General features: G+C 52.5%; 17 protein-coding genes and 1 pseudogene. 1 reads left to right on the top strand and 17 read right to left on the bottom strand.

Annotation, left to right across the window (positions count from 1 at the left end; genetic code table 11):
* Positions 1-799: 799 nt before the first annotated feature.
* From AB1500_00955 to AB1500_00925, 7 genes and pseudogenes are all read right to left on the bottom strand, one after another.
* A complete protein-coding gene (locus AB1500_00955; GenBank protein MEW6181732.1) occupies positions 800-1,450 on the bottom strand; it encodes a hypothetical protein in 651 nt (216 codons plus the stop codon).
* A gap of 449 nt (positions 1,451-1,899) precedes the next feature.
* Complete coding sequence (locus tag AB1500_00950; GenBank protein MEW6181731.1) at positions 1,900-4,710, bottom strand: BPTD_3080 family restriction endonuclease; 2,811 nt, start codon at positions 4,708-4,710, stop codon at positions 1,900-1,902.
* Positions 4,703-6,418, bottom strand: coding sequence for a DUF87 domain-containing protein (locus AB1500_00945; GenBank protein ID MEW6181730.1), 1,716 nt, complete (start codon positions 6,416-6,418; stop codon positions 4,703-4,705). The genes AB1500_00950 and AB1500_00945 overlap by 8 nt, the downstream gene beginning before the upstream one ends.
* Positions 6,415-7,566, bottom strand: a complete 1,152-nt coding sequence (locus tag AB1500_00940) for an SIR2 family protein (GenBank protein MEW6181729.1) — start codon at positions 7,564-7,566, stop codon at positions 6,415-6,417. Before AB1500_00940 ends, AB1500_00945 begins: the two co-directional genes overlap by 4 nt.
* Before the next feature lie 415 nt (positions 7,567-7,981).
* On the bottom strand, positions 7,982-8,287 hold the full coding sequence (locus AB1500_00935) for a four helix bundle protein (GenBank protein ID MEW6181728.1): 306 nt from the start codon (positions 8,285-8,287) through the stop codon (positions 7,982-7,984).
* Between the two features lie 1,099 nt (positions 8,288-9,386).
* Positions 9,387-10,349, bottom strand: a pseudogene (locus AB1500_00930) (site-specific DNA-methyltransferase).
* 570 nt (positions 10,350-10,919) lie between these two features.
* Positions 10,920-11,549 (bottom strand): hypothetical protein, encoded by a 630-nt coding sequence (locus AB1500_00925; GenBank protein MEW6181727.1) that lies wholly within the window; start codon positions 11,547-11,549, stop codon positions 10,920-10,922.
* Positions 11,550-11,975: 426 nt separating this feature from the next.
* On the opposite strand from AB1500_00925, the gene AB1500_00920 reads away from it, so the two are divergent.
* The gene (locus tag AB1500_00920) at positions 11,976-12,959 is read left to right on the top strand and encodes a diacylglycerol kinase family protein (GenBank protein ID MEW6181726.1); all 984 of its coding nucleotides are present in this window, start codon (positions 11,976-11,978) and stop codon (positions 12,957-12,959) included.
* Positions 12,960-13,159: 200 nt separating this feature from the next.
* Here AB1500_00920 and AB1500_00915 read toward each other — a convergent pair whose 3' ends face one another.
* The 10 genes from AB1500_00915 to AB1500_00870 form a co-directional block, all read right to left on the bottom strand.
* Positions 13,160-14,707 (bottom strand): hypothetical protein, encoded by a 1,548-nt coding sequence (locus AB1500_00915; protein ID MEW6181725.1) that lies wholly within the window; start codon positions 14,705-14,707, stop codon positions 13,160-13,162.
* Positions 14,708-14,959: 252 nt separating this feature from the next.
* Complete coding sequence (locus AB1500_00910; GenBank protein ID MEW6181724.1) at positions 14,960-16,858, bottom strand: phage tail protein; 1,899 nt, start codon at positions 16,856-16,858, stop codon at positions 14,960-14,962.
* A gap of 151 nt (positions 16,859-17,009) precedes the next feature.
* Complete coding sequence (locus AB1500_00905) at positions 17,010-18,890, bottom strand: putative baseplate assembly protein (GenBank protein ID MEW6181723.1); 1,881 nt, start codon at positions 18,888-18,890, stop codon at positions 17,010-17,012.
* 170 nt (positions 18,891-19,060) lie between these two features.
* Positions 19,061-22,375: a putative baseplate assembly protein gene (locus tag AB1500_00900; protein ID MEW6181722.1), complete on the bottom strand. Its 3,315-nt coding sequence runs from the start codon at positions 22,373-22,375 to the stop codon at positions 19,061-19,063.
* On the bottom strand, positions 22,376-22,777 hold the full coding sequence (locus AB1500_00895; GenBank protein MEW6181721.1) for a GPW/gp25 family protein: 402 nt from the start codon (positions 22,775-22,777) through the stop codon (positions 22,376-22,378).
* Positions 22,778-22,983: 206 nt separating this feature from the next.
* Positions 22,984-23,259, bottom strand: coding sequence for a PAAR domain-containing protein (locus tag AB1500_00890; GenBank protein MEW6181720.1), 276 nt, complete (start codon positions 23,257-23,259; stop codon positions 22,984-22,986).
* A gap of 178 nt (positions 23,260-23,437) precedes the next feature.
* Positions 23,438-24,100 (bottom strand): phage baseplate assembly protein V, encoded by a 663-nt coding sequence (locus AB1500_00885; protein MEW6181719.1) that lies wholly within the window; start codon positions 24,098-24,100, stop codon positions 23,438-23,440.
* Complete coding sequence (locus AB1500_00880) at positions 24,097-25,167, bottom strand: hypothetical protein (GenBank protein MEW6181718.1); 1,071 nt, start codon at positions 25,165-25,167, stop codon at positions 24,097-24,099. The genes AB1500_00885 and AB1500_00880 overlap by 4 nt, the downstream gene beginning before the upstream one ends.
* A gap of 4 nt (positions 25,168-25,171) precedes the next feature.
* Positions 25,172-25,840 carry a LysM peptidoglycan-binding domain-containing protein gene (locus AB1500_00875; GenBank protein MEW6181717.1) on the bottom strand — a complete coding sequence of 223 codons (669 nt, stop codon included), beginning with the start codon at positions 25,838-25,840 and terminating at the stop codon, positions 25,172-25,174.
* Entirely contained in the window at positions 25,831-26,631 is an 801-nt protein-coding gene (locus AB1500_00870; GenBank protein ID MEW6181716.1) for a hypothetical protein, read from the bottom strand. The genes AB1500_00875 and AB1500_00870 overlap by 10 nt, the downstream gene beginning before the upstream one ends.
* Positions 26,632-26,900 lie beyond the last annotated feature (269 nt).

Raw genomic sequence — 26,900 nt, 5'->3', positions numbered from 1 at the left:
TGCTCCGCCGGATCAGTACTCTTTCTAATAGGTAGGCAAGCTATGAAGCTCGTTAAGATCACTAATGTCATAAAGAACCCAACGATTGCCTGTAGGAACAAGATAAACGCTCCAAGGGGCTCTTTCGGCAATATTTGAAGGGTCGTCCCGAAGGTCGTCGTGTTTATAAAGCTCGAATAAAGATACCCACAAGTTGACCAGTTGTGACCTAAGTTGCTACAAACCCAGTGCGTCTGTAGCTCTTCACTGAAATAAAAGAGTTTGGGTTGAGCCGCTAAGGCAGCCGCAAACCAGAAGACAATCTCAAAATAACTTAAAAAGGCTAAAAGTATCGCGCGTCTACGACTTCTAATCGTCCCTCTTTTAACAAACAAAAAGTTTATCTGATTTATTATGATTTCGTAAAGTCTATATGCTCCTACACACAGAACCCAAACTCCATGTGCCCAGAAGACCGTTGTTAAGGAAAATACCATACATATTGGTACGTACAGGTCTGCTACAAAACCCCTGTTTTCTTTTTCAACACCGCGTTTTTCTACCCACCATAAAATTATCCGATAAATGGAAAACCAGTAAAGCTTACCAAAAAAAAGAGACAAGGTTTTAACGATACTAAAATGTATCAAGCACATTATCATCATGCTTCGTAACTACAAAATGGCTTTTATTTTTCTTCGATAAAGGTTTTCGAGTCCCCTAGTCTGTGATTCCAATCTTTGAACAACCTCCTACGCGCCCCATTGTGGCCATTCTAACGTAAGGGGCTTGTAGGGGCAATTCTGGGGCGTTCCTATTCTCACTTATGGATCGCTTCAATTACGTTCTGTAGGCTACGTGCAGCACTTATACGGCGCTTGAGCTCTTTCTCGTACCCAAGTTCCTTGGAAGAATCATAGTCGCCACCGATACTGACACCCCCGCTGTCAAAGTGGAGTATTTTACAAAGAGAAAACGCTGATGCATGGCTGCTTGTATCATAGGCCTGATTAATCTCCATAAACTTTGCCCAAGCGCCCCTATCCAGTCCCAACTGACGCAGGTTTCTGCTTACGTAGTTCAATGATTTGTGAACTGGATATTTTGGACCCAGCCTTTTGAATTCAGAAAAGAAGTTGAGATTATCATTTGAGAGTAGTAGAGCCATTGCGACGGACTCGCCGAATTGCCTTGTCAGGTGCCCCGAAACTATGAGATGGCCTGCAAGTAACAAATTAGTGGAGACTACCAGGTTGTCCAAGGCGTTAAATAGAAATGCTGCCACGTAGGCTATTCTCTCATTATTAATGGGTTTGTCAATGGCCCGCTCAAAGGCTTCGTAGGCAGCAAAAATTGCCTCAACAAAAGCGTTTATTTCTGCCGAAAACCGGTTCTGGAATCGCTTCCGAACTTCCTCATTGTCGGAACAAACTAACGCAATGAAATCCGCTTTCTGTAACCGATTCTGCAAATTGTTCCCCTCTTCTTTGACAGGAAAACCCCCTAAGCAGTTATTCTTTTAACTTCCGGCGTTCCCACGAAACGGAAACATGCGGGAACAAATCTATGCGAAACAGGAATCAAAACGAGAACGTCCCGTCTACTTGACCTTTTCGAGTTTGTCTTCATTTGGCACACGAGTCAACAACTCTCCCAGTTGAAGTTAGCACCACCCACCTTAAAGGGTAGAGTAATAGGCTCATAGCAGTTCGCCCACAAATGTCAGTGGGGCGGTTCTGTCAACATTACCAAGGTGGCTTTGCGTACAGTTTCTCTTTTATCGTAGCCTATTTATATATATGTTGTCACCCGAACCGTCCCCGTGGCCATTTAACTTTAAGGGCCAAAAAGTTTAATAAGGTTTTAGGGATTCCCCCGAAGGTGAAGGACGGCGCATCTTTTAAAATTATCCGATAAACATCACGCAGGGCAATGTATGGCACTCCCGCATTCCACAAGCACCACCGTAATTTCGCCGGGTTCACGGGTTACTGCCCAGCGCCAGCGGCCGAAACCGCCTTGAGCGTTAACCGCTTTCACCCATTCGTCCAAAGATTCATGCTTTCTTTTGTCCTGCTCAGTCTCCTGACCCTTTGTTTCGAGAATAAGAAACTCGCCCGTTATCAGCCGGATGATGAAATCCGGACGGTACTTACGTACGACACCCTTATATACATAAAGGACCTCGAACCCCAGATGGTCGTTCTTCACCCACGCAGCGACATTCGGATTCCGGTCCAATTCAAAGGCATCGCTGGCTTCCCAGGCGCTGTCAAAAACACACAGGTTGATATGCGACTTCTTTGTATACTCGCAGGGTTTTGATGTGTACCATGGCCGCATATCGCCTGTTGAACGAATGGGCCTTTCGCCGTCGAACACCGGGACCACGGCTTCCGTATTCTCTGAACGGATGGCTCCCCAAATATGGTGCACCACTTTGCTCATGTTAAGCGTCAGCAGTATCCGGCGCTTTATTTCACTATGATTAAAAAGAGCAGGGGAAATGTGAATCTTGTCAGACTTAATGAACCTTTCCACGAGCCGGATTACCTGGGCAAGCAAGTACTCTCTTTTCCCCTTCCAATTCGGTTTCATCTGGTCGAATACTTCTGCCGCCGATTCAAACACAATCTTTTGGGTTCGGTATTTCCGGCCCAGATCTTCGAGATTAATCTCCGAAATCTTGGTGACATCGGGCTTACCCTCGATAATAGGCGCAAGCTCCGCTAATGTCGGCGTTTCATAAGCATTTAATTCCAAGGGCTTTACTTCATTTACATTCAGTTTCAGTTCCGGCTTGTAAACATGATCAATGCGAATGATATTCGGCCAGTTGATCTCATACCGCTGCTTTTCCTTGACAGGTTCTATCTTAGTCTTCGGCGGCGGTGGCGGAGGCGGTGGCCCGTCCTGCGATTCGTGCGGCAGAAAAGTAAACGGGACGCCGAAAATGTTTACGTACTCCGCATCGAACAATCCCGTCTCAGGGTTGATCTCGTAAGATGTTCTCCTCAGACCCCTTCCTACTACTTGCTCACACAACAATTGGCTGGAAAAAGCACGCAGGCCCATTACATGGGTAACGGTCTTTGCATCCCAGCCTTCCGACAGCATGCCGACCGAGATCACCTTTTGGATCTGCTCTCCCGGTTTTCCTGCCTGCCCCACCGTATCGACGGTTTGGCGCAGAAGTTCTGCCTTTTCCTTCTTGGACAGCTTCCGTGCAGAGTCGTCTTTCGTCTCCTCATCTTCCACGGCGTCGATAAAGAAACCGCTCTCTTCCTGCGCCTCTGCCATATCGAGTACCTTGGAGTCAATATGCAGCGTTCTTTCGGGAATACAGAGTTCATCAATACGGATCTTTTTGTGGTCAAACGCATATTTGATGCGCGCCGCTGTTTCCGTCCGGTTGGCGACGGAAATCATAACCGGGGGCGTCCGGAACCCCTGCGCCCCCCATGTTTTAGCCGCTTCCAGCCAGTCTTTTCCTAACAGGTAATACCCGTTGATGACCAAATCCGGCAGGGGCTCTTGCTCCTCCGCCTTCCGGTTCAGGTCGTCTTTAACCCACTCGTAAATGTGGTAAAGTCTCGATTTATACGTCTTGGCGTCCGGAACCCCGTCGTCGCGAACCACAACCCGGGGCGTCTTGACCAGCCCGGATTCGATGGCGTCGTTCAGTCCGAAATCGCTTACTATCCAGCCGAATAACGCTTCTTCCGAACTTTTCTTTCCTGACGGAGCAAACGGTGTCGCCGAAAAATCGTAGCACGAAAGGATTCCGCGGCCGGTATGAATCCGGTCCAGACCGCCGATCCATTTAGTGGCCTGCTCTATATCCTCCTTTTTCAAACCTTTTACTTTTGATTCTGCGGGCACACGCCAGGCATGGTGCGCTTCATCGTTGATAACAATAATATTTTTCACACCCGCAAGCTCACCGAGAACATCCCGAATATAAGCTTCGTTACTTTTGGCGCCCCGTTTGTCCACGCTTTTCTTCTTGGCGACCTGCTCCTCCGTTTCCCAGTTCAGCACGTGCCAGTTGCGGATAAGCACCTTCCCCTGCCGAAGCCTGTCCAACAGACCCCCGGGGCAAATGTTAAACTCCTCATAATAGTTATTGGTTCCAGCCGGAACAAGAACCTGTAAGCGGTTTTTCACCGTAAGTCCCGGCGCTATAACAAAAACGTTCTTAGAAAAACGAGTGTCCTGCGGGTAAGTAACCTTGTTCAGCACCTGCCAGGCGATCAGCATCGCCATAACAATCGTCTTGCCCGTGCCGGTAGCCATTTTAGCGCAATGCCGCAGAAACGGCCCGCCGTCCGACGGGATTTCTATGCCGACCTTTTCCGCCGCCGGCGCTTCGGCAAGCCAGATAAGCGTCTCTATCGCTTCCAACTGGCAGAAGAAAAACCGCCGGTATTCCCGCTCCTCCGGGTTCAACCAGTGTTCCAGCAACCGTTTGGTTATTCCCGTGACGCCGGGGTATCCCGCTTCACGCCATGCCTTCACGCGGGGGCGAATCTGGTTTACGAGGGGCAGTTCGATAAACACTCCCGGATCATCAAAAGTCTTGGAATGTTCAGAGGCAATAACGTACCCGGCCGGACGCCTGCCTTCTTTTAACGAGAACAAACGGGTCTCCCGGTCGTAGCTCCAATACTGCTTAGGCTCCTCGTAGGGGGAGTTAATGATAAGTCTATTGATAGTGTTTCTACTACTCATTTTCTCTTTTCTGTAGCCGCCAACGATTAGCTATCTCAGCTATTCTTTCATTTGTCATCGGCGGGTTCTGCCAACCTTTTTCAAAATCAATATCATAGGAACGCGGTAGTTGTTCTGTAACTAAAGTACGTATCAAAATTCGCGAAGGTAGCATTGCTGCTTGTCCTACAAAGATTGCTTCTTGACGCCTCAACCCTGATAATACCTTGGATAAACCAGCAAGGGAATCGGGAAGAATAGATCGAACATGCTCCCGATCAATATCGTTAGTAATTCTCAGAACTATCCACGTATTACATTGAGACAAAACTGTTGCCTCTACCTCACTCGGACGCTGGGAAACAAGAAACAATCCCAGCCCATATTTACGACCTTCCTTGGCAATTCGGCGGATCGCTTCTTGAGCGGCCTCGTACTGGGCCTCGCCTCGATTGGGTACATAGCGATGAGCTTCTTCGCAAACTAATAATATAGGTTCTGCCTCCCGTTCTTTAACATTTTGCCAAATCTTAAAATTAAAAAGACTTCTGGCAATTACTGCGCTGGTGATTCCGGCAACTTCATTTGGAACTCCCGACAAATCTACTATTCTAATAGGGTTTCCTTCTCCAATGAACTGCGACATTATACATGAGAAAGGATCTGAAGTTTTATCCCATGGCAACATGAGGAAATTCATTCGAGCGTCGCGTTGAAGAACTTCCAACTTATTAATAACAGAATCAAAAGGTTCCTGCTCTTTTTTATTGTGTCCAGGTGGTCTTTGCGAATTAATTTCTTCTTTAAACTTATCAAGACAATAGGGGGTCGGTGAATCGACTGTTAATTGTTTGGGATCAAGGCTAATCCCAGCAGCCGCAGCAGTTCTGGCATTAAGCAATGCCGTCTTAACAATATTTGCCTGAGAAGTCGCTACAAACTCAGTCTTTCCGATAAAAAGCGAAATGGTTTCCTGTAAATTTAAAAGCCAATAAGGCAGGGATAGCGAACCTTCATCAGTAGATAAACGTTTGTGTAAAGGAAATGCTGACCCATATTCGTTATGGGGATCTAAAACGACAATGCGAGGCGTCCAACAACTGTACTTCATTGTTGTACCGCGTTCAAGCAAAGAATGGAGTATAGCAGCAACAGCACCCGACTTTCCGGCACCCGTTGAGCCAAGAATTGCGGTATGCTTACCTATAAATTCATTAATATCTGCATAACACGGAGTACCTCCAGATCCAACGTGTTCACCGATATGGATCGTTGCGCCTTTACCATGTCCGTAAATAAAGCGCAGCTCTTCACTAGGCGTTAAATATATTGTTTGTTGCGGCAAAGGAAAGGTTGAAACACCACGATCGAAGCATAATCTCCATTCTGACGGAGTTACTTTGGTGTCGAGTACCCATTCTCCTTCGCCAAATAGGTCAGCTTCTATTATTCGAGCGTCCGAGGGTATAGGGGTAACACCTATTTCCTTATCGTACTCGGTCTTCATTCTTAACCGGCCAACATAACCGTAAATAATACGCCTACCAAAGTGAACTTTGACGATAGAACCGAATTGCCCGATTCTGTATGTTTCCCCACCAAATATCCGCGACAGTTCGTGTATATTAGAGGCAAGTTCAGCAACAATGTGATTCCCGTCAACTTCAATTATCTTTCCGATAGCAAGGTTTTCTACTGGATCATTAGGATTATGGCTATAAATCATCATCGTTCTCCTCCAAGCAATCTCACAAGGGTCTCAAACTTCCACCATGGCAAATCTACGCTGGAAGCAATAGCCTTCTTGCCGTGAAAAAACCCGCGCTTCGCGTAAATCCGCACCTGGTCCTTTATTTCCGGTGTTTCTAACCATTCTTTAATTACACCTGCTGGCTCGTCAAGTTCAGTAAAGATAAGATAGGTTAGGCGACCGTCTGATTCATGTAAAGCCTTTTCAAGTTCGATATTCACATGCGAATCACCGAACCGGTAACCACATATTGTAAGAACGACTTCGGATCCAACGTACGGCCTTAAGGAACGCCTCATAACTTCCAAAACTTGTGCATAAGGATTGAGTTGGGTTTCCTGGTATTTTGTAGCCGCAGGCCAGATCAAAACCTTTTCTCTAGGAAATATGGTTGATAAAGCCTTTCCTGAACGTATGCGCCGCGGAAGTGTATCATCTTCTAATAAACACCAGTCAAGTGATCCATGAATTTTTAACACACGTGCAACTACTTCATCATTCTCAAAAGACCCTGCGTCCCACCATCCGGTTGCGCCACCGTTAAAGCCATCAACGTAAGATAAGCGCTCTAGGGCAAGTGCATCTTCAATCAATGTATCGTAGTTAAGTATAAAATAGTCAACTGCTTTGATTTTGGCTTTCCCTGTTCGCAATGTTCTGTGTATAGCTGTGACAAATCGTTTATGCATATCAATACTTACAGGCTTGTCGATACAGTCAGATATTCTTTGTTTGATTTCATCCAATGCATTCTCTAGATCTGTCAATTCATACGTTTTCCCAACCAAATTAATCGTGGCCTGAGATACACCACATTGTTTTCGACGTTTAGCAATAGCCAGCAAATCAATAAGTTCGCTCATATAATCTTCGATAGTGACTTGATCAGCGCCCGCAAAGCAGTCTATTACGGATTGTAAAAGTGTTCTATTTGTTGATCCATCTTTTAAACTTTTTATCACTTCTTCTGTCAATTCTATAGTTAAAGGAAGTCCTGCGCAGCGACTACACCCGGCACCAAGTAAAAACGCCCGATCACTTTGTGACATAAGGTTTTCAAGTTCGCTAATGGCATCAGAAAAAGACTGGTCATTGAGTAGACTAAGATCATCAATGATTTCTGTCATCCTTAATAGTCCACCTCCATGATCTTTAAGCTTTCAATGCCTCGGTCGTCTACGATCTTTATAGCAATGCGCCGGTTTTTGCCTGCTTCAAAGGGCAGGGACACCGTGCCCCGGTAAACTTCAATCAAATCAACCTCTATTTCGGCTTTCATGTTCTTCGCAAGCCGCGACCAGCCGTCCTTTTCCCCGGCCATCGGGAAGAAGACCTGCTTGGGGAAAAGGCTCCTGCCGTCGTAATCCGTATCCAGCATCCACATGGCGATCCTCTCCGGACTGCCGGATTCGATTACGCCGGTCTTTGTGTTGTAGTAATCGAATCCCAGAACCTCCACTTGATAATAGTGGCAAGTGGTTAGTGGCGAGTGGATAGTGATTTTAGAAGCCCGTTCAATAATTTGTTTATCTCCTCGCAGTTCTACAACAATTCTTCTGCGTTTGTCCTCTCCAAGAAGGTCAATTTCTCTGATAAAATCAGCAGCGTTTCCAATTCGGCCAGCGAGCCCTTCGCCATCCCGAGGAACTGTTTGAACTCTCCCGTGCTGTTCCTTGCTTGTCCCTCCGCTATGTTCGCCGGAATCGATACCGCGGCCCTTCTGATTTGCAATGTTAACCCATAGATCTCTTCTTTGGGAAATCGCTGCGTAAACTGATAAGTCTTTTGCACCAAGTCGATTGATTTCTGCCAAACTATCAAATCCTGATAACTTTTTACAGAGCTCATAAGACAAGAGCCTCCTGTTTGAGCTATCCACCAACCACTCCTCACTCACCACTTTTACATCCGGTTGACCGATGAGCCAGAAGCTTTCGTTGCCGGTGCGTTTCTTCTTAAGATCGTCGGTAAGAAGATCGGTGTTCATCTGCACCTTAAGCAAGGTTACGCCCGGCCAGTCGGTCTCATCGATGTCCTTCGCCGCCTCCGGGTCAAACTGGAACGCGGCGAAAATGATCATTTTCGGTTTAGGAACAAGCGTTTGCGCCTCCTCGATAGCAAGCGCCACCTGCCGCTGTTCCAGCGGCCCGTGTTCCGGACCGAACGAGATCACCGCCCTTTGCGGACTCAAATATGTCCGTGCCTGATCTTTGACGGAATCGGCACCCAGTTCGTTGGGTTTGGTCTCCGCATCGGCGTGCAGCCAGCGCGTTCCTGCAAGCGGTTCAACACGCGAGAAAAGTAGATGCTGCATGTTCTTGCCGCGGATGCCGCACTTGAACAATTCCGCCCGCCATTCCGCCTGCCGTAAGGTCTCACCGGAACGGCCGATTGAATTATCAAAGTGGTTAGTGATTAGTGGCGAGTGGTCAGTTAAATCGGCCTGATCCTTTGCATTCGCCTTTTCACTCGCCACTTGCCACTCGCTACTATCCAACGGCAAAACCGCCGGAACAGGTACCGCTTCAACGGTGAAAGGCCCAGTTACTCTTGTTTTGGAGTTGTCCACAAAAGGCTGGTCGTAAAGGGTTTCCGGCTGGGCATTGCGCTGAACACTTTCATTCATTTTGTCTTGCATCCGCTTTTTTAATCTCCTAAAGCGTTCAAAAGGCTCACGGACTCCTTCTGGCCAGATAGGGTTAAACTCGAAAGGCATTTCCCATTCCTTCAAAGATAGCCCTGCCGCTATGCTTAAGTCAGCCAAAGCCTTCTCAATTTCAGGATGATATTTATTCCAGATTCGGTCAATGTCTTCGTTATTAGCGATGGATTTTAAAGTAATATGTGGCACAGTCTTGTACTTGAACCCGCTTCCTACCCCTTCCTCCGGGTGGGAAAGCTCATAGTAATCAAAGACCGCCGTTATCAACCGTTGCTTTGCCAGTGTGACCGCCACCCGCGACGTATCGCAGGTAATCCACCGTCTGCCCCACTGCTCAGCGACGCAAGCAGTGGTACCTGAACCGCAGGTAGGGTCAAACACAAGGTCGCCGGGATCAGTGGTCATAAGCATACAACGCTGAACCGACTTTGGGGATGTCTGAACTACATATGTTCTATTTATTGCGTAGGCCGTATCCGACCAACTATTGTCAAGCTGAATCAAAGGGAAGTCCATGTAATATTGCTTGAAATATGGGCTAGTACCTAGAATAAAAATTCTATTGTTAGTAATAAGTGTTTCAATTCCCTGCCGAGTAGTTCTCCAACTTTTGTTTCCAAATGGCTTACAATCAATTCCCTTGAACTTAAATTCAAAGGTGCATGAGGGCGTAAATCCAGACGACGTAAGAACAGAACGTCTAAACAACTTGCTATAATCATTCTTTGAAAGATTACTGAATTCTATTTCTGTAAGTTTTCTATATCCAATTTGTGAATCATCATCGATAAACCGGTATTCCCTATCATCAGTTATATTTTGTTCCTTAAATAATGGCCGAAACTTAATTCTTGTCTTATCTCGTGCATACCAAAGAATATAATCGTAGACTGTTGCCATACCGCTTTGACTTAATGCACTCATGCTTTTGTAGTTGATCTGAGCGACAAAATTTTCTTTTTTAAAAACTTCATCCAATAGGTTACGTACCAAATGCACATTTTCATCCGAAATCTGCACAAATATGCTTCCGCTCTCATGCAACAACTCTCGAGCTAAAAGCAGCCTGTCCCGCAAATAAGATAAGTACGAATGAATCCCCAATTCCCAAGTATCTCGGAATGCCTTAATCATTTCCGGTTCCTGGGTCAGGTCCTCGTCCTTACCGTCTTTAACATCACGCTTGTTTACAAAAGGTTGGAAGTTAGAGCCATATTTTATCCCATAGGGCGGGTCAATATAAATCATCTGTACCTGACCGGCCATGCCCTCTTTTTCCAGCAGTGAGTTCATCACCAGAAGCGAGTCGCCTGCAATAAGACGGTTGGACCAGTTGTGCTTATGCTTGTAGAATTCTATGGCCTCTCGTAGCGGCGGGTTTTCTTCCTTTGCAGCAAAAAGAGACATTTGTTCTAGGGACTTGCCGTTTTTCCTGCGGACCGCTTCAATGATTGTACGCGGATCAATTCGCTCATGAACGTGCAGTGAAACAGTCGGCACCTCAAATGAGGTGCGTTCCGCCTTCCCTGCCCAGTCGAGATATGGCTCCTGAAGCCTCTTTAATTCCTCAAGCGCCGCCTTAGCCTCTTCAACCGTCGCCACCCCGAGTCCGTCATCTATTATCTTCTCTACCCTGCTCCGTTGACTATTAAATTCCAAAGCTGGGTCGATATGCGGGTCATAAGCATACCTCTTCTTCTCCGCTTCTTTATCGGTTTCCGGCGTAACCAACCCCACCGGCGGGTTATTAACCCGCTTTTTTCCCTTGTGATCATATTGCTCGATTGGTTTTTTACCTGACCCCTTGGCTTTCACCGTTTATTTCATCTCCGTATGACATTTCTCTTGATTATATTCTTTTTCGGCTATACTTTTGATTGCGTTCAAATTCCTTGTGTAAATAGCAAAAGCGATAAATAAGCAAACCAAATTTATGATCGCAAATATCAGGAATTCCGTAAACGAATTGTCATATTTAGAAGGAAGCATCTTAAACAAAGGATTGAAAATGATCCATAGAACAAAAGCTGTTCCTATCCATAGTATAGCAACGAAAATACACAAGAAGCCTTTGTTGAAATCTCGACAAATAGCCTCAATAATGCTATAAGCTGGAGCTTTGTCTACTGCGCATTGAGCGGCTTCAGAAAGCAACGGCTTGATCTTATTGTCGATATAACATCTGTACTTAACCAATGAATATTGGTACTCCATTAGAACTTTCGTTGATATAGAGGCGATGGCTAAAGCGATAAAAGCTGCAATTATCATTTCAACCTGGAATTCGTCATTCTTAACTAACAATTTATCAAATCCTGCGATCGCAGCCTGTAATGACAATACGTAGTATGTAGTAAGCCATTGCTGGTTTTTTGCATGGCGAATATCTTCCGTGTAAACTTGATATACCACTCTTATGTCTTCGTCACTCTTGCAACTTTCGCCCATGATTGATTCACCTTAATTTATATATGTTTTTTCCCATAACCATAATAATTGGTTCTGTTCTTTTAAGTTCATATGTAACGCACTTACGGCGGCAGATGTCGAAGTTGCCGATCTTTCCATATATTCGACTAATTTTCCATTTCCCCTGCTAAATGCTAAAGGACGACATTGGTACTATTTAAACGCGTAAGCCTGGCTTCTTTTTAAACTATGACGAGGGTAAAAAGAGGTCCTAAGAGGTGACCGATGCCTGCCATCGTTGTCATAGGGAATGTTCTTTTGACTATAACTACCCGGCCGCCGTCGTTCGCCTCACAAATAGAGCTGCCGGAGGGCTGTTTGCGCGGATATTAACGTCGGTACAAAGGAAACCACTGGGGATGCGTAGAAACCATACAATGTCCAAAGACCCTCGCGAGGTAGGAAATGAATACACGCAGACAAAAATCGCCGGGAGATATGCAACAACTATCCGGCGGCGTTCCCGCGTGCCCCCCAAAGAAAATCGGTTTAGTGGTGAATCCGGCTGCCGGCAACGGGTCGGTACGGCGGGTCTGGCCGGAAATCGCCCGGCTCTTAACCGGCGCCGGGCTTAATTTCACGTACGGGTTTACGGACCGGCCCGGCGTCGGAGCAGAGCTCGCGCGCAAAGTCCTGGGCCAGGGTTGCGACTGCGTCGTCGCCGTCGGCGGGGACGGCACGGTCAACGAGGTCGTGAACGGTCTGCTTGCGGAGGACATCCCTGCCCGGGCGCGGCTGGGGATCATCCCCTGCGGTACAGGGAGGGATTTTGCCCGTACCCTCGGCATCCCCCGGTCACCCGCCGGGGCGGTCGCGCGGCTGGTCGAAGGAAGGGCGCTTCTGGTCGACGTGGGGCTAATCACGTTCAGCACGGAGGATAACGGCGCTTCCCGGCGTTATTTTTTGAACGTCGCCGACGCCGGTCTGGGGGGTGAAACCGCCGCGCGCGTCAACGGCGCCGGTAAACAACTTGGCGGATTCTGGTCTTTTCTGAGGGGCGCGCTCGTTACCGTGTCCGCCTACCGTCCTAAGACGGTGCGTATCGATATCGACGGAGACGTTTCCGGACAGATCGACATAACCACCGTCGCTCTGGCAAACGGCCGGTACTTCGGCGGCGGTATGTTTATCGCCCCGCAGGCGAGGATGGACGACGGACTTTTTGACGTCGTGGTCATCCGCGGCATGCCGCGCCTCGAACTCGCGCTGAACCTTTTAAAGGTATACGGCGGCAGGCACCTGGACCACCCAAAAGTGAACCTCCGGCGCGGGCGCTGTATAGTTATCGACTCCCGTGAGCGTGTCTGTGTCGAAGCCGACGGCGAGCCGGCAGGCTATTTACCGGCTGAATTTTCATTAGTTCCGGACGCCGTCCGGGTGATCTGCTGAGACGGTGGGCACACCCCACCCTACAAACTCGGTTATTTAACTTATATTACACTAACGGAACGCGGTGAGAAGCAAGCAGAGCACGAAGGACCGATACCGGACGGAGCGGAGCGTACCTAGAAGTACGTGAGCATCCGGCCGGTGGCGGCCGACAAAGCTATGCGCAGCCTATCGCCGCGCCCAACGGAGTGCCTGAATAGTTACAATTCCTTGACCGTCTTCGCCGCCCCAATCCAGAAGACTACGGTATAATCCACAAATTCCTTTAAGCGCGCCTCCGCAACCCTTCTGTCCTGCAGGATTATACTCAGTTTCTTCCCCACGCGGTCGATACGCGCCGCCAACGCGGGAGCGGGGATCTGCTTAAGTCCCACACCCAGCAGGCCCTCCGTCGGCTGGCGCACAACCACGGGCGCTGTCCCGACGCCGATTACCAGCGCCCACAGACTCATGAGCGACAGGTCTCCGGTATAGTACTCGTTGATTTCTTCGATTTTGTTTTCTTTTATTACGGCGGTGATTTGCTCCAGCCATTTTTTCAGGGCTTCTTCGTCGGGCTTGTATTTTTCCTTAATCCCCTCGATAAACTTATCAAAAATCTTCTTGTTGAATACCACTTCAACGCCGAGGACGACCGGCTCGTTGTAATTCAGCTTTATCTCGATATCCTGTTCCTTCCTCTGTCCCTGGGCGACTTCCGAGATTTTTATCTTATAATGCTTTATGGGCTCCGGCGGATTTTCCGCCGCTTTGTTCCACTTCTCGGCGTCCTCCGTGGAGACGTGCTTCTTCCGGCTCTTTTTATCGTTGGGGTCGCTCGCGTCCACCTGGTCCCAGCCTACCGGTCCCGTCTGCCCGTGCTTGACCTGGTGGGGATTGTTGAAATCGCCCTTGTGCGCGGTGATCGCCTGCGCCGCGTTGTTCCATTTCCCGGCGTCCTCGGTGGACAGGTGTTTGCTCCGCTTGTTTGCGTCGCCGGCGGATTCCGTCTGGTCCCAGCCGGCGGGTCCCGTCTGCGCGTGCTTGACATCGTGGGGATTGCTGTGATCGCTCTTGTGTTCGCTCAGAAGGCTGTACAACAGCGGGTTATTGTAGACATAGCCCCGGTGCTTCTTGGTTTCCGCGGCGTTTACGGCGGCCGTTTTTGTCTCCTTGTTGATGTCGAGCGCCGCCAGCAAAACCCCTTCGTCCTCGCCCAAGGGGCACGGATCGGATTTCTCCGGGTTTACCGGCTCTTCCGCAGGAGGCTCCTGGTCGCTGAGAATGAACTCAAATCCTTCTTTGATCCTGCTGTTGCAACAAACCTCTTCACAGTTCGAAGCGTTCGCCAGGGCGGGAACGGGCTCACCGAGCGACTCTTTGTATTTCAGGAACAGATAAAACTTCTTCGTTCCGGTCAGCGATTCGATCCCCGGAATATCAACCTCTTCCTCGTTCACGATCCTGTCCACCACAATCTCACGCCCGCAGCCGTCGAGCGCCGCACCGGGCGTGACGGACACCACCAGTTTCTCGCTCGCGCTTCCGGTACCGAATCCGGTTCCCTTTACCTCAAGCCCGCAGACTATCCCTTGACCGTGGATCAGTCTTCCGTTGAGGAACCTTTTCTGGTTGAAATAACTTTGCTCGAGCTGGAAGTCCCGCACCGTCATCAGCTTGCCGTAAAAGTAGGCGTTACGCTCAAACCTTTGCAGCGCAAAAAGGTTATTCGTCGTCTCTCCCCCGCATTTGCTGTCACTTCCGGCCATTTAGTAAAAACCTCCTCTTAAAAGTTCAAGGTTCTAAGTTCTAAGTTCTAAGTTCTAAGTTCTAAGTTCTAAGTTCTAAGTTCTAAGTTCTAAGTTCTAAGTTCTAAGTTCTAAGTTCTAAGTTCTAAGTTCTAAGTTCTAAGTTCTAAGTTAAAGCTCAGACGGACAGACCTTTGAGGTCTGTTCGACGTGCTGAAAGTCAGAATAAAATTTGACCCCGGAGGCCGCAAAAAACAGTTATGTAACGGCCTCTTACGTAATAACGGTGTCCATTCCCGCTCTTGAACGAACCTCCAGCTCACCGCCTTCCTCCACCTCGTCCACCATCGTATCGCGGCTTAAAATGCTGCGCCCGGCCACGAACTTCTGTTCCGCAAGGCCGGTGTTAATACCAAGGTAGGTATGCCAGTCAAGGAAGAACCAGGGCTGCAGCACCTTGACCCCCGCGCAGGTATGCGCCGGTTTTTCGTATTCCACAATCGTCTTTACGACGCCCAAATCCTGTTCGGAAGCGACCTGCTCGGGTTTAAGCAACACGCAGAAACAATACGGATTGATCCCGAACAGCTTAGCCCAGATCGTTCCTTCGCGGGCTATACCCGTAAAGCGCGAAGATTCCACGATAATCGGCTTTCCGCGGCTCTTGACTACCTCGCCCGTCTCCGAAACGTCGCTCAGGTAGAGCGCGATCATCTCCTCTATGCCCCCGCGCGTGCCCCTTTTACGGTACATCTCCGGGGCGTTTCGAAGCAGCGTGCGGGTCTTGGCCGCCGGCCAGTTCTCATAACGGGTGACGGCCAGCCACGAAGAAAGCCAGGAGAGGAATTCGCCGGGCGTGGCGCCGGGATCCAGGTAGGCGGTTATATCATGGATTTTTTCTTCCAGTTCTGAGACAAAGGTTTCGGCGAGGGATAAGAACCTTTCGAGGAAATCCCTGCTTTCCTCGTCGTCCTGGTAAACCGCCGGCAGATAGCGCAGATAAGAAACGCGCGGGAAGTACACCTTCATACTTTTCAGACGGGGCGTCCGTGAGGGATCCTTGGTGTATAAGCGCAAGCGGAAACGTATGTATCTCCCAGGCGGACCGGTGATCAGAGCATCCGTGGGGTTAACCGCCTCTTCCCCCATAACGGCGTCGTCCGCATCGCCGGGGACGGCGGTAACAGCGTAGCTCACCGCGATCCGGGTGTTCTCCGGCGCCTCCGCGTCAAGTACAAACCTGTGCCACCGGCAGTCAACCGTTGCGCTGTCGAATGCCCGTGAAACGTACGTGCCTTCACTCAAGTAATCATCCGCCAGTTCGAGCCGGGAGATTTGTTTCCCGGCGGATTTTTTCTCCCTGCCGAGCAGGTACAGGTCGCCCCGCTCGTTTAACGCCATCCGGTAGACGGCGCCCCGGTATCCAAGGCGCTCCGGTTTTCCTTCCGTATCCAGCCGGCAGGGGAACCCCTCCTCATCAAGGCCGCCCAGGTAAACGGCGCCCTCCCTGTCGGCAGCCAGGCAGGCCGGTTTAAAATCTTCGCGGATGCCGGACAGAGAAACTGCCCCTTTAGGCACGCCCTGGGACGTATACCATAAAACCTCGTTCTCCGTTAAAATATACAGCAGGCCGTCCAACCCGCAGCAAAAAGCCTTGGGAGAAATAAGGTCTGCAATAAGCCCGCTGACGGCGCCGCCGCGATCAACCTTCAGAATCCCGCCGCCGGTCCGGTCCAGCAGGTAAAGGTTTTCCGTCCCGTCGAGAGCAAGCAGAACGGGCGCCGGCACCTTCACCTCCCACCTGATCTGGAGGTTGACCCGCGCGACCGCGAGAACCCTGCTCTCATCGGTGACATAAATATCCGCGGCGCCGAGGGCGATATCCTTGGCCCCGGAAAACGGGAGAGGCCGAGGTCTGCTTTCCATGCCCACAGACGGGTCGAAAATCGAAAGCATTCCCGTCGGTTCGTCCAACAGATAGATCAAACCGCACCGGTCCAGGGCGAAACACGCCGGATTCCCCTGGATCTCCCCGTAGCTCCCCGCAAAACGGTAGGAAGCTGTTTTTTCCAGTGTCAATCCTTCTGTCCCCGCTGTCAGGTTGTCGAGTGTACCTTCCTCCCACAGGGACCGGGTGTTTAGCGTAAGAAACTGAACTTCTCTTTCAGACATCACGTCTTCCCCCTGCGTAACTCTATGACCTAACACTTACGGAGCGCGACAAGAAGTAATGCAGTGCCAGGAAGACCGGCGGAGACGAACCGGAGCGTTCTAGCACGTACATGAGGATTCGGCTTCGCCGGCTGACACAGCAATGCGTTGCTTATCGTCGCGTCCCACGGGAGGCATGAATAGTTGCCCCCCTGCACGCGGTTTCCGGCGCGGCCACGTCCACCGCATGCCGCCCGGAACAGACAAGCGTCGTTTCATCGATCGTCCCGTCAAGAAAGAACGACAGCCCGGTGATGCAGTCAACGCCGTTGGCACCGGCTGCTGCCGCGTAAAGCTCGGATTGAAACACCCCGCGCCCGAACTCCCAGCCCGCACCGTCCACTCCGCCTTGCAAGGGATGCAGAAAACGTCTGAGGGCCGTGAGAACCCCCTCCTTTACCGCGCCGGGCTCGGCTCCGGGATCCGCCCTGACCGAGAGCGATACGGACACCCTGACGTAACGCGGCGGCGCCGTTTCCACCACCGTGGTAATTAAACGATGCCGGTTCAGGTGCTCCTTTACGGTTTGCAAAAAACCGTTGCCCGGCACCGGTTCATTATCGAAACTGAAAGGGACCACAATCACTTTTACCACGTTTCTTGCCGGATCGGCTACCGCTTTTGCGCGCGCCACCCTGAGCCCCGGCGTGTGCCCGGCGATGGCGGCAAAGTCGTCCGCCGTTACCGCGCGGGTAGATGATTTCAGCGTTTCTCGCGCCCGCAGAACTGCGGCGGCAAGGGTTTCCGGATCACCGCCCCCGGAGGCCGGAAACGGATTCGATACGGACACTCCCGTTACGCCCGGAAGCACGGTTATCGTTCCGGCGGCGACATTCCCCGCCGGGCCGCCGCCGCTGCGGTAACGCATCCTTATCCTCCGTTCGCTTGGAAGGACCATGCCGTTTATCCCGTCGCCGAAGGTGACCGTTCCGGTCTGCGCGTCGAGAAGGTAGTGTCTGTCTTCCAGACGTGACGCCTCCAGGTCATCGACCCCCGTCCACGGCTCCCAGCCGCCGCCTGCTTTCTCCACCTCAAGCACCCGGCTTCCGGATAAAACCGGCGTCATGCTTGCGGAGAGCGTCTGTCCCGGCAGGCTGTTGCCGGTGCCCACAACCTCCTCCACGAATACTCCCTGTGTCGCCCCGGTAGTGTTTAGAAGGATGGTATCCAGACGAGGCGGGATCTCGTACCCCTCCTGCACAACCTCGGCGCGGATCCAGAAGTATTCTCCGAACTCATAAAGACCGCTTGTTTCAATATTCGCCGGAACCTGAAGAACAAGACCACCCGGACACGCGAAGTTTTCAACCAGCCCGTCCCCCGTGGGCTTAAACTCAAACCATCCGGCGCCATTCAGGTATTCCCACCGCACCCGCGCCGACAGCCGCATTGTTTCGGGATCGGCTGGCGCCGGCAGCGGCGGGAGGTCCTTATCATAGTGGCAAAGATACAGCTTAAGCTCTTTTCCTTTTACGGCGGCACCGTCAAAAGACAGACCCAGGTACATCCCGGCGTCGGCGCGCGCCTTCTCCCCGAAGGCGTGGTAGAAGACTCCGGTATGCCGGCTGGCATCGGTACAATCAAGAAAGCTGTAACCGTCGAAGACTACAACCCTTTCAAGGGAGACCGGCAGGACGTCTACGGCCTCATCCGTTTCAAAGACGATTCCTTCCGCGGTAACCGCCTGCGTCGACCGCGGCAGAAGGACGTGCGTATCAGCGGCGGTAAAATTGACCAGCGCCCTGGCGGGAGCCGCCGGCAGCGGCGTAAGTCCGAGAAGACGCAGGTACTTCAGGTAGTGCCGAGGGGTAATCTGATTCAGGCTGTAGATCTGTGTCTCGGCAAGCCATGCAAACAGCTCGAGAAAGGTTATCCCGGGATCGCTCAGGTTGTGGTCGGTCCACTCCGGGGCATACTGCGGGATAAGCCTTACCGCCTCCGCGATCAATTGGGCAAACGTCTTATCGTCAAGGTTGGGTATGGGTAAAGGCACCGGTCTCACCTCCCTTGGGAATAATTCACGGTTCTAAGTTCACAGTTCTAAGTTCACAGTTCTAAGTTCACAGTTCTAAGTTAAGGGACCAAAGCAAGTTTTGCTGTGGATAAAACCGCCTAAATCACTGCTATTTTCATCCTCCGCGGTGCCGCTGAATGCCGGGCATGTCAGACTCCCTTGAACTCGACCTTGAGTTCGTGGCGCCCGCTGCTGCATATAAGCCCCCAGGGAGGCATCTCCGGCGCCGTTTGCTTCCCCGGTTTTATTTCCGTCACCGGCATCCCTTCCCCGCCCACCGCCAGGGATAAACCATCCACATGATCAACATCCGGGATTTGCTCGAAAAGGCTGTAGAAATCGGTAACGCAGGGCGCGCGGCCGAATTCCCAGCCGTTTCCCTGCCGGCCGCCGGTAAGAGGATGCAGAAAACTTTCAAGCTCCCGTAAGGCCTGGTTTTCAATCGACGAAACCGCATTTATGTTCCGGGTGACCAGGACTGCCCGCAGGGAAATCTCCGCGTAGACCGGCCCGATAACCTGCAGTCTTCCGGCTGCGACCACCACATTGGACATCAACGTCTTCAAATAATCCTCAATCCGTCTTTTCAACTGCGGGGTCAGGGCCGGTTTGTTCTCCCGGCCGTCCGGGATGACGAGCACAGTCGTCCACCCCGGCGCATAGTTCCCCTGCCGGTCACAGTTCGGGAGGCACCTGGCGCGCGCCACATCCCGCGACGCCTCTTTCGCCAGTTGTTCGAAATCCTCGCTTGTAACGGCCCGTCCCCGATGCCTGACGCTCCATGGACCTCTGGCCAGCAACGCCGGCACGCTTTCAACTTCCGTTCCGCCGCCCGCGGCCTGCGGGTTGCGCACCTTGTCCACAAAGGCCAGCGCCGTTTTCAAGGTGGAGATACTGTCTTTATCAACATTGCCCTGAACGCCGCCGCCGCACCGGTACGTCGCCTTTATATTCTTCCGTCCGGTCGGCGGGATCGCGCCGCGGACCCCGTCCCCGAACACGACCACTCCCCCGGCCGCGTCGATGATGTAATTGCGATCCGCCGCTCGTGAAGCGCCGAAGTCGGCTACCGGCCGCCATTTTACCCAGACGTCCTTTGTTTTGCCGTCCCGCCCGGCGACCTCAACGACATCCGTGCCCGCCGGCAGCTTCAGGTCTCCTGCGACAGCCCCGCCGGCTTCGTTCACCCATATTTCTTCTTGGACGACGGGAGTCTTGGACAACGCAAAAGACTCGCCGGCCGCCCCGCTGCCTGAACCCAGGATTTCATCCTGAATCGTTTCCAACTGCTCCACCCAGGTTGTATTCAGGTAAATTCCTTTAATCCGCAACGGAGGAACAGGCATTGAAATCGCCGCCGAAACTTTGGCTGTGATTTTGACGGGGATTTTAAGCACCGGTTTGGCCTTGAGCGACGGCTTACCCGAATACGAGCCGCCGTCAGGACCCGAGTTGCAAAATCTGTCCTTTATGTCCACCGCACGCAGGTAATAAAGCCGCGCGCCGAACCTGTAAAGCCGCGCCGCGTCCTCCGGCACAACGAATGCCACCGCCCCGCAGACGGTCATATTCCTCGTGCCGTCCTCTACTTCCAGGCGCACCCACTGGCCCTGTCCGTCCTTTTCCCGGTAGTACTGCCACTCCCAGCGAGGCGCGTCCTCTTCTTCATAAACCTGTTCTTCCACAGAAAAGAAGATACTGACCGGCCCCCTGTCCACCTTCCGGTCAAAGCCCAGATAGAGTGTCGGATGAGTCTCCTCCAGAGAGGCGAAAGCTTTAATAGGTTCGCCGCCTCCCCTGCTCGCCGCCGTGATCGGGCAGAATTGCAGCGCGTTGTAGGTAAGCGCGCAATCCAGGTAGTGCTTTTGCGGTTCCGCAAGCTTTACCCTGACCTTATCAAGCAAGGGCGGCCGTACCGCCGTCAGGCTTTTGTAAATCATCTTTTCTATTTCAAGAACCTGTTCCAAACCGTAGCCGCCGCTTAAGATTTTAACCCTCAGCCAGTAATTCTTCTGTCCGTTGACCTTCGTCGGTTCAAAATCCTTCGGGCAGGTGAAACAGACGCCGCCGTCGCCCTGAAACTTATACTCGACTTCTTCTTTGGTTGACCGCCGTTTCAGGTAGCCGCGGACGTCATCGACCGCCTGCCATCCCTTTCCGTTCCAATACTCCCAGGACAGTGACAGGTCTTCGGTTGGCGCCGGACTGCTTGACGCCGCTATCCCGAAATGAATGTCGACGGTTTCTCCTTTTTTCGTAAAACTCTCCTGACTGGCCAGGTAAAAGGTATCGTTAACCCGCGGGGTTGCCCCGAAGGGATAAAAATCGCTTTCGAGGTTTACGGGTACGTCGTTGGCGAAGGCCATATCCACCCCCGCCAGGTTGAAAACGGCGGCCCGGACGTGGGAAAGAGCGGGAAGCGCGAGCTCCGCCGCCGAGGCAACAGCCCTGACCCAATAAGAACTCACGCCGTCGATCTCTTTTTGCAGCGTCTGCCTGCCGCAAATCTTCCAGAGGCCCACTTCCGCCGTATCCGGCGCGTCTTTCAGAGTCGTCACCCTGTAGACACGGAAAGGCAGCCATTTTTCAGCGCCGGTTCTCGCCTCCTCACCGCAGTACTGCCAGCGTAAAGCCTTCAGCGCCGTAAGATCGGCGGGCTGCCACCGTCGGGACGCCTTGAGGTACAGCTTGATCAGAACGTGCCCCCTGCCGGTACCCTTCTTAAGGTTAAAAAGGTAATCATGACCGAGGTAAAAAGCGTGCTCCTGAACGTTCAAGCCGGTATACGGCTCAAAATCCAGAACCTTTTCCACGGTTTCCCCCGGACCGTAAACGGCGGAAAGCTTTTGGCGCAAGGTCACCCGTTCGCCTTCGACGGCCCCGACGGTACAACACTCTTTACCACCGATTTTAACGTAATCCCCCACCGCCAACCCCGAAGCGTCTTCAAGAAACAGCTCATTGTCGCCTGACTTGGCGGTAGCGGCAAGAGCCGTCACAAAAGGAGTTCTTTCTTCGTCAACCATAAAGTACGGCGGCGGCGTGAAAATGCCGTCAGCCGACGGGTCTACCCCGTACATGACCGAAAGCTGTGCGGGTGTCGCCCAGAACTCCCCGTCCGTTTCGAAGGTTACCTCACCCGCGGCGACCTGAGTGCGCGCCGGTATCCGCACATTCTCCCCGGCGCCCTGGGAAAGTATGAAGGTTAGCGGCCCTTTAGAAGGCTGCGCAGGCAGTTGTTTGACGCCGAGCATTTCGAGAAAGGCAAGGAAATGCTTGTCCGAAACCTTATTCAACCGGTTGATCACCGTGCCGAGCAGGTACCCGAAACACTTCCACAGGGCGAACGAGGCGTCTTTGTCCTCCATCCGCCACTCCGGAACGTAAAAAGGCGTAATTTCCCTGAGTTTCTTAAATATCGCGGCAGAGTCCCTCGGCTCGATCTGCGGCGCTTCCCCGGACATCTATTTTCCCTCCGTCAGGTAAAAAGGATAAACCATGTTAAACCGGTTGTTGGTGCTTCTCACCCTGTAATCTATGTTTAAAAGCAACTGGCCTTCGGCCAGCCTTTCGGTGGACACCTGCACCCCGGTTACCTCCACGCGCGGCTCGAAGAGCGTCAGCGCCTCCCGGACACTGCTCTCGATAACGCTTACCGTGGCGGAATTGACCGAAGCAAAGATAAAATCGTGAATGCCGCAGCCGAAATCGGGACGCATCACCCGCTCCCCTTTTGCAGTGCTCAGGATTATCCAGATCGCTTCTCTGATATCTTCCTCTTCCCGGGACATCTTAACCCTTCCCCTATCGTCCGTTCCCACCGGAAAGGCCCAACCCCGCCCGAGAAATTCCCGCGCCGTTTCCATACCGCCACCGTTCCTTTCAGCGCAAATGCTCAGTTAACCACGTTGGTGTTTTGACGGAGCACGGTCAGAAGCAAGCATGGCACGAAGGACGATGCTGGACGGAGCACAGCGTACTGGGTTGGTACGTGAGCATCCGGCCGGCGTCGCCGACAAAGCCAGGCGCTGCTTATCACCGCGCCCTGCAAGATCGTTGAAATACCTGCATTTCAGCCGATCAGTACCACCGGGCACCCCATGGTGATGCTGTTGGGAGGCCCGCTTTCCACGATCATGTCGCCCTGCCGCGCCGCGGGCATGCCGTTTATCAATACCGTCATGCTGCCCAAGGACACCATTCCGCCGACGTGCGGCACCGTACCCGTAACCAGGGGACAGGTATGGAAGTCCGCCCCCACACGCCAGGCGGGCATCCCACCGATCAGCACGTTGGCGCTGCCCGGTCCGGGCGACAGGGGCGTTCCGTGGCTGGTCAAGTCTCCCATACGCGCCGCCGGCAATCCCACGCTTTAACCTCCCGCGTTCAGCCAAAGATGATGGACCATTCGGGTCCGTTCAAGGTTCAAGGTTCGACGTTCAAAGTTCAAGAAATCACCATTAATAGAGCCCGGATTCCGTCTTCTACTTTCTATATTCTGACTCGCAACCCGTAACCCGTAACTTTTAATTGATCTGCACGAGCGCCCCTTTTATCGTAAGCGTCGCTCCGGCCTTGATTGTCATCATCCCGCCGGATTCAATCTCGACCATCTGCGCCTTTATTTTCAGATTCATGGCGCTCTCGACGGCGATGGTGTTTTGCACGGAATCTATCTTAATCGAGTTACTACCCGTCTTGTCCACAAGCTCGATTTTCTCGCCGCCTTTTGCGTCGTCTAGAAGGATCTTATGGCCGGCCGCGGTGTGGATCTCCACCTTTTCCTTGCCGCCTTCGGCGTCGTCGGCGAAAATTATCTCGTGCCCGCTACGCGACTTTATTTTCCTGACGTTGTTCTTGCCGTCCGCGTTGGTTTCGGGGGGGGTGTCCACCCCGTTCCAGAGCCCCCCGAGCACGTAAGGACAGCGGATATCCCCGCGGTCGAAAGCGACCAGCACCTCATCCCCTACTTCGGGCAGGAAATACGTTCCGCGCTCCTTCCCGGCCATCGGCACGGCCATGCGCGTCCAGAAGCTCTCGTCGGTATCGTCACGCCAGGGAAATTTCACCTTTACCCGGCCCATGCCTTCCGGGTCCCGGTTGTTGGTCACGATCCCGACGACAACCCCGTAAACACGCTGCTCGCCCGGTTCCCGTGGATCTGTTGCCAGCAAATCCGTGATGTTCATATAGTGTTTTCCTTTACCCTAAAGGATGTGGTGTATCCGGAGCCGCTTATGTTGTGGGTTGAGCTTTCTACGTAATAAGTACGGCTGAACGTCTTGCCGAGACCGGTTAGCTCGACGACCGTCCCCGCTCTGATTTCCGTCAAGCCGATGCATTCCGCTTCTCCCTTGACCAGCCCCTCGGACAGTCTGTTTAGAATAGACCGGGCCAGGTTATCGGCTTCCTGCCGGCTGAACACCGGCCTGTCCAGCACCCGTTCCTCGACATTGCCGTATATCTCCTCCACCATTTCCCCGCCGCTCGCCCGCGTCTGGTCCCGCGCCTCCTCGCTTCCCCTGCGCGCCCTGCCAACGATAGCCTCTCTGGTCTGCGGGTTCCAACCTCTTACGACAACCTCGCTTACCTGCCCGGCGGTATTCACCTCGGGGCTAAAACTCGTCAGCGACCGGCCGTACTCGAGCGTCACCGCCGCCTCCTCCTGTGGCCGGGACCTTTGGAAATACAGGGTTCGCTCCCGTACCAGAAATTCGAAAAAATTACGCTCGGCAAGCATAGTAAGAAACTCATAGTCGGTCTGCCGGCTCTGAACGATAACCGGATGTATGGTATCGGTATCCTCGATCTCCGTGTTCAACTTGTGTCTGGCCTCGCCGGCAATGGCGGCCGTCGCCTGGCTGTCCTTCATTTCCCGGAAGGTCCGCTCGCGGCGGACCCTGGTAAACTGATGCGACAGGTCATAACCGCTGACTTCCAACTCAACCGTTCCGGCCGCGGGGAAAACAGTCCGCAGGGAGACGATCTCACCCACCAGCGTGGTATTTAACTGGTCTGAATAACCCATTTTTATCTCCACTTCCCCGCCGAGCTCGAAAAACCCGCTGTCGGTCCATTTTGCCCCCGGGTCGTTAACGATAAATGAAAACCGGTCGGCCCCGTCCAACACATCTTCCACCGTGACGCCCTTAATCTCAATTAATTTGTCTCGCGCCACGTTTGTATCCGCCACAAGAACCTCGTAGCGCGGCACGTAAAAGTTCTTATACTTTTTTGCCAGAGCCGTGAAATCCATTTTCCTATTCCAGCGGCGGGATGGTCAGTTCCCGCCCCGCAGACAGCACCCGCGGATTTTCGATTCCGTTGGCCTCGGCGATCGGCCGCCAGAGAGCCGGGTCCCCGTAAGCCTTCGTCGCAATAAGCCACAGGCTTTCTCCCTGTTTTACCGTCCACCTTTTGGTCCTGTCCGCCGACTGGTAACCCACCTCTTTCACCTGGGTTTCGTAGTCCCGATACTCCTTCAAGGAAACGTTCAGGGTGGCCCTGACCGGAACGCCCTCCGGCAGAAACATGGTAAATCTTTTGCTCACCCTTTCGATGATGCACTGAAAAACGAACGTTCCCCAAACGAACAGGCAGACCGGCGGGGCGTGCAGGTCCGAATCGAGGTCCATCAAGCCTTTCTTGCCGCCCTGCAGTTTGCTGAACATCGCCCCGGCGTCCCAACCGGTGATCCGGTCCGTATACTGGCGCACATCCGTCCCCTGTTCGTAAGTATCGAAAAACAGGTCCATGGTAAGGGTGCGAGCGCCGCCTTTGACGAACTGCAGGATTGACGAAGGGAGGCCGGGAATGTTGACCTCTGAAAACTCGTTGCTTTTTTCCACCGTAAACTCGGCGGGATTGAACAAAAACGTTACCGCCTGTGACGGATCATCCTTGCGTGCCAGAAAAGCCTTTACCAGCACGGCTTACCCCTTCTTTCCCGCTCGATTCTTAACTTTCGCTCGATCAGACCGTAGAGCCGATCGGCAAGGCGGCTCAGATCAACCCCGTGCGGTTGGGGTATCTTTGTAACCGAAAAATCACGGGCGCCGGAAATCGGCGGTTGTTCCTCGACTCGGTCGCGCCGGTCTGCCTGGGGGCGCACCGAAACCGCCCCGTCCGGCAAAACCGCCGTGGCGGTGTTTTTTGAATAAGCCGATCTTGTGAACATTTGCACCGGCGGGAACGACATAATCTTCCTGCCGGCCAGCGGCTTCCTTACGAAGTTGTTTTCAGCCCCGTGATAATCCGCTCGTTCCGGCAGTTTCAATACCCTTCGCGGCAGTTTTAGTACCCTTCCTCCCGACAGCGGGTGCCGGAAACCGCCCCCCGCTGTAAAACCGAGAATCCCTTGCCGTGAAACAAGACCTTGAAAAATCTTCCGGCGGTCAGGAACAGCAGCGCTTGTGGCGTACCGGCGGCTGTCCCGCACTTGCATACAGCCGAAAGAATTTTTCGAAACCTCGCCGACAAAAACGGCGGGCGGCTTGCGGCTTCCTGAACGAGACCCACCTGCCGTCACGGCACCGCGCAGCCTTTCTCCGACAGCCCCGCGGAAGGATCCGTCGACCACCAATCGCAACCTTCCGGTACCACAGCGATACATGGTTGCGGACCCCGTTTGAAAACAACCCTGACCCATTCCCGGCCGCGGTCCTTCCTTCGTCCAGCCCTCATTGTAACGGACACCCGCTTCACGCCCGGGTCCTGCCACGCGAATCCAGACATTCCCGGGAGGTGGACACGGCCCTCCCCGAACAACGGTTTTGGTCTTCCCGCCGGTTTCCGGTACCGCCGCCTGCCGAACTCCTAAGAGAGTGAACATATTAATAGGTAAAAAGATACCTTGCGTTTTCCGGCGGTCAAACTTAGAAAAGGTCCCGGAGGCCGTTTGAGCAGTGGGATGTGAAATATTGGTAGTGGGAAACTTAATGGAATTCGTCGTGCGATTTCCTGAAAAAAGTCTCACCTCTAATCTCCGAT

The organism is Bacillota bacterium, assembly GCA_040755295.1.
Classification (GTDB): domain Bacteria; phylum Bacillota; class Desulfotomaculia; order Desulfotomaculales; family Ammonificaceae; genus SURF-55.
Note: the sequence above shows the minus strand (reverse complement) of the source record. Positions and strands in the feature narration are given on the sequence as shown.

Bases quoted from the DNA above. Each gene is read 5' to 3' on its own strand.
- AB1500_00940 (MEW6181729.1), bottom strand. From the start codon at position 7,566: ATGACAGAAATCATTGATGATCTTAGTCTACTCAATGACCAGTCTTTT.
- AB1500_00950 (MEW6181731.1), bottom strand. From the start codon at position 4,710: ATGAGTAGTAGAAACACTATCAATAGACTTATCATTAACTCCCCCTAC.
- AB1500_00925 (MEW6181727.1), bottom strand. From the start codon at position 11,549: ATGGGCGAAAGTTGCAAGAGTGACGAAGACATAAGAGTGGTATATCAA.
- AB1500_00935 (MEW6181728.1), bottom strand. From the start codon at position 8,287: ATGAGCTCTGTAAAAAGTTATCAGGATTTGATAGTTTGGCAGAAATCA.
- AB1500_00910 (MEW6181724.1), bottom strand. From the start codon at position 16,858: ATGTCTGAAAGAGAAGTTCAGTTTCTTACGCTAAACACCCGGTCCCTG.
- AB1500_00920 (MEW6181726.1), top strand. From the start codon at position 11,976: ATGAATACACGCAGACAAAAATCGCCGGGAGATATGCAACAACTATCC.
- AB1500_00900 (MEW6181722.1), bottom strand. From the start codon at position 22,375: ATGTCCGGGGAAGCGCCGCAGATCGAGCCGAGGGACTCTGCCGCGATA.
- AB1500_00895 (MEW6181721.1), bottom strand. From the start codon at position 22,777: ATGGAAACGGCGCGGGAATTTCTCGGGCGGGGTTGGGCCTTTCCGGTG.
- AB1500_00945 (MEW6181730.1), bottom strand. From the start codon at position 6,418: ATGATGATTTATAGCCATAATCCTAATGATCCAGTAGAAAACCTTGCT.
- AB1500_00885 (MEW6181719.1), bottom strand. From the start codon at position 24,100: ATGAACATCACGGATTTGCTGGCAACAGATCCACGGGAACCGGGCGAG.
- AB1500_00880 (MEW6181718.1), bottom strand. From the start codon at position 25,167: ATGGATTTCACGGCTCTGGCAAAAAAGTATAAGAACTTTTACGTGCCG.
- AB1500_00915 (MEW6181725.1), bottom strand. From the start codon at position 14,707: ATGGCCGGAAGTGACAGCAAATGCGGGGGAGAGACGACGAATAACCTT.
- AB1500_00890 (MEW6181720.1), bottom strand. From the start codon at position 23,259: ATGGGAGACTTGACCAGCCACGGAACGCCCCTGTCGCCCGGACCGGGC.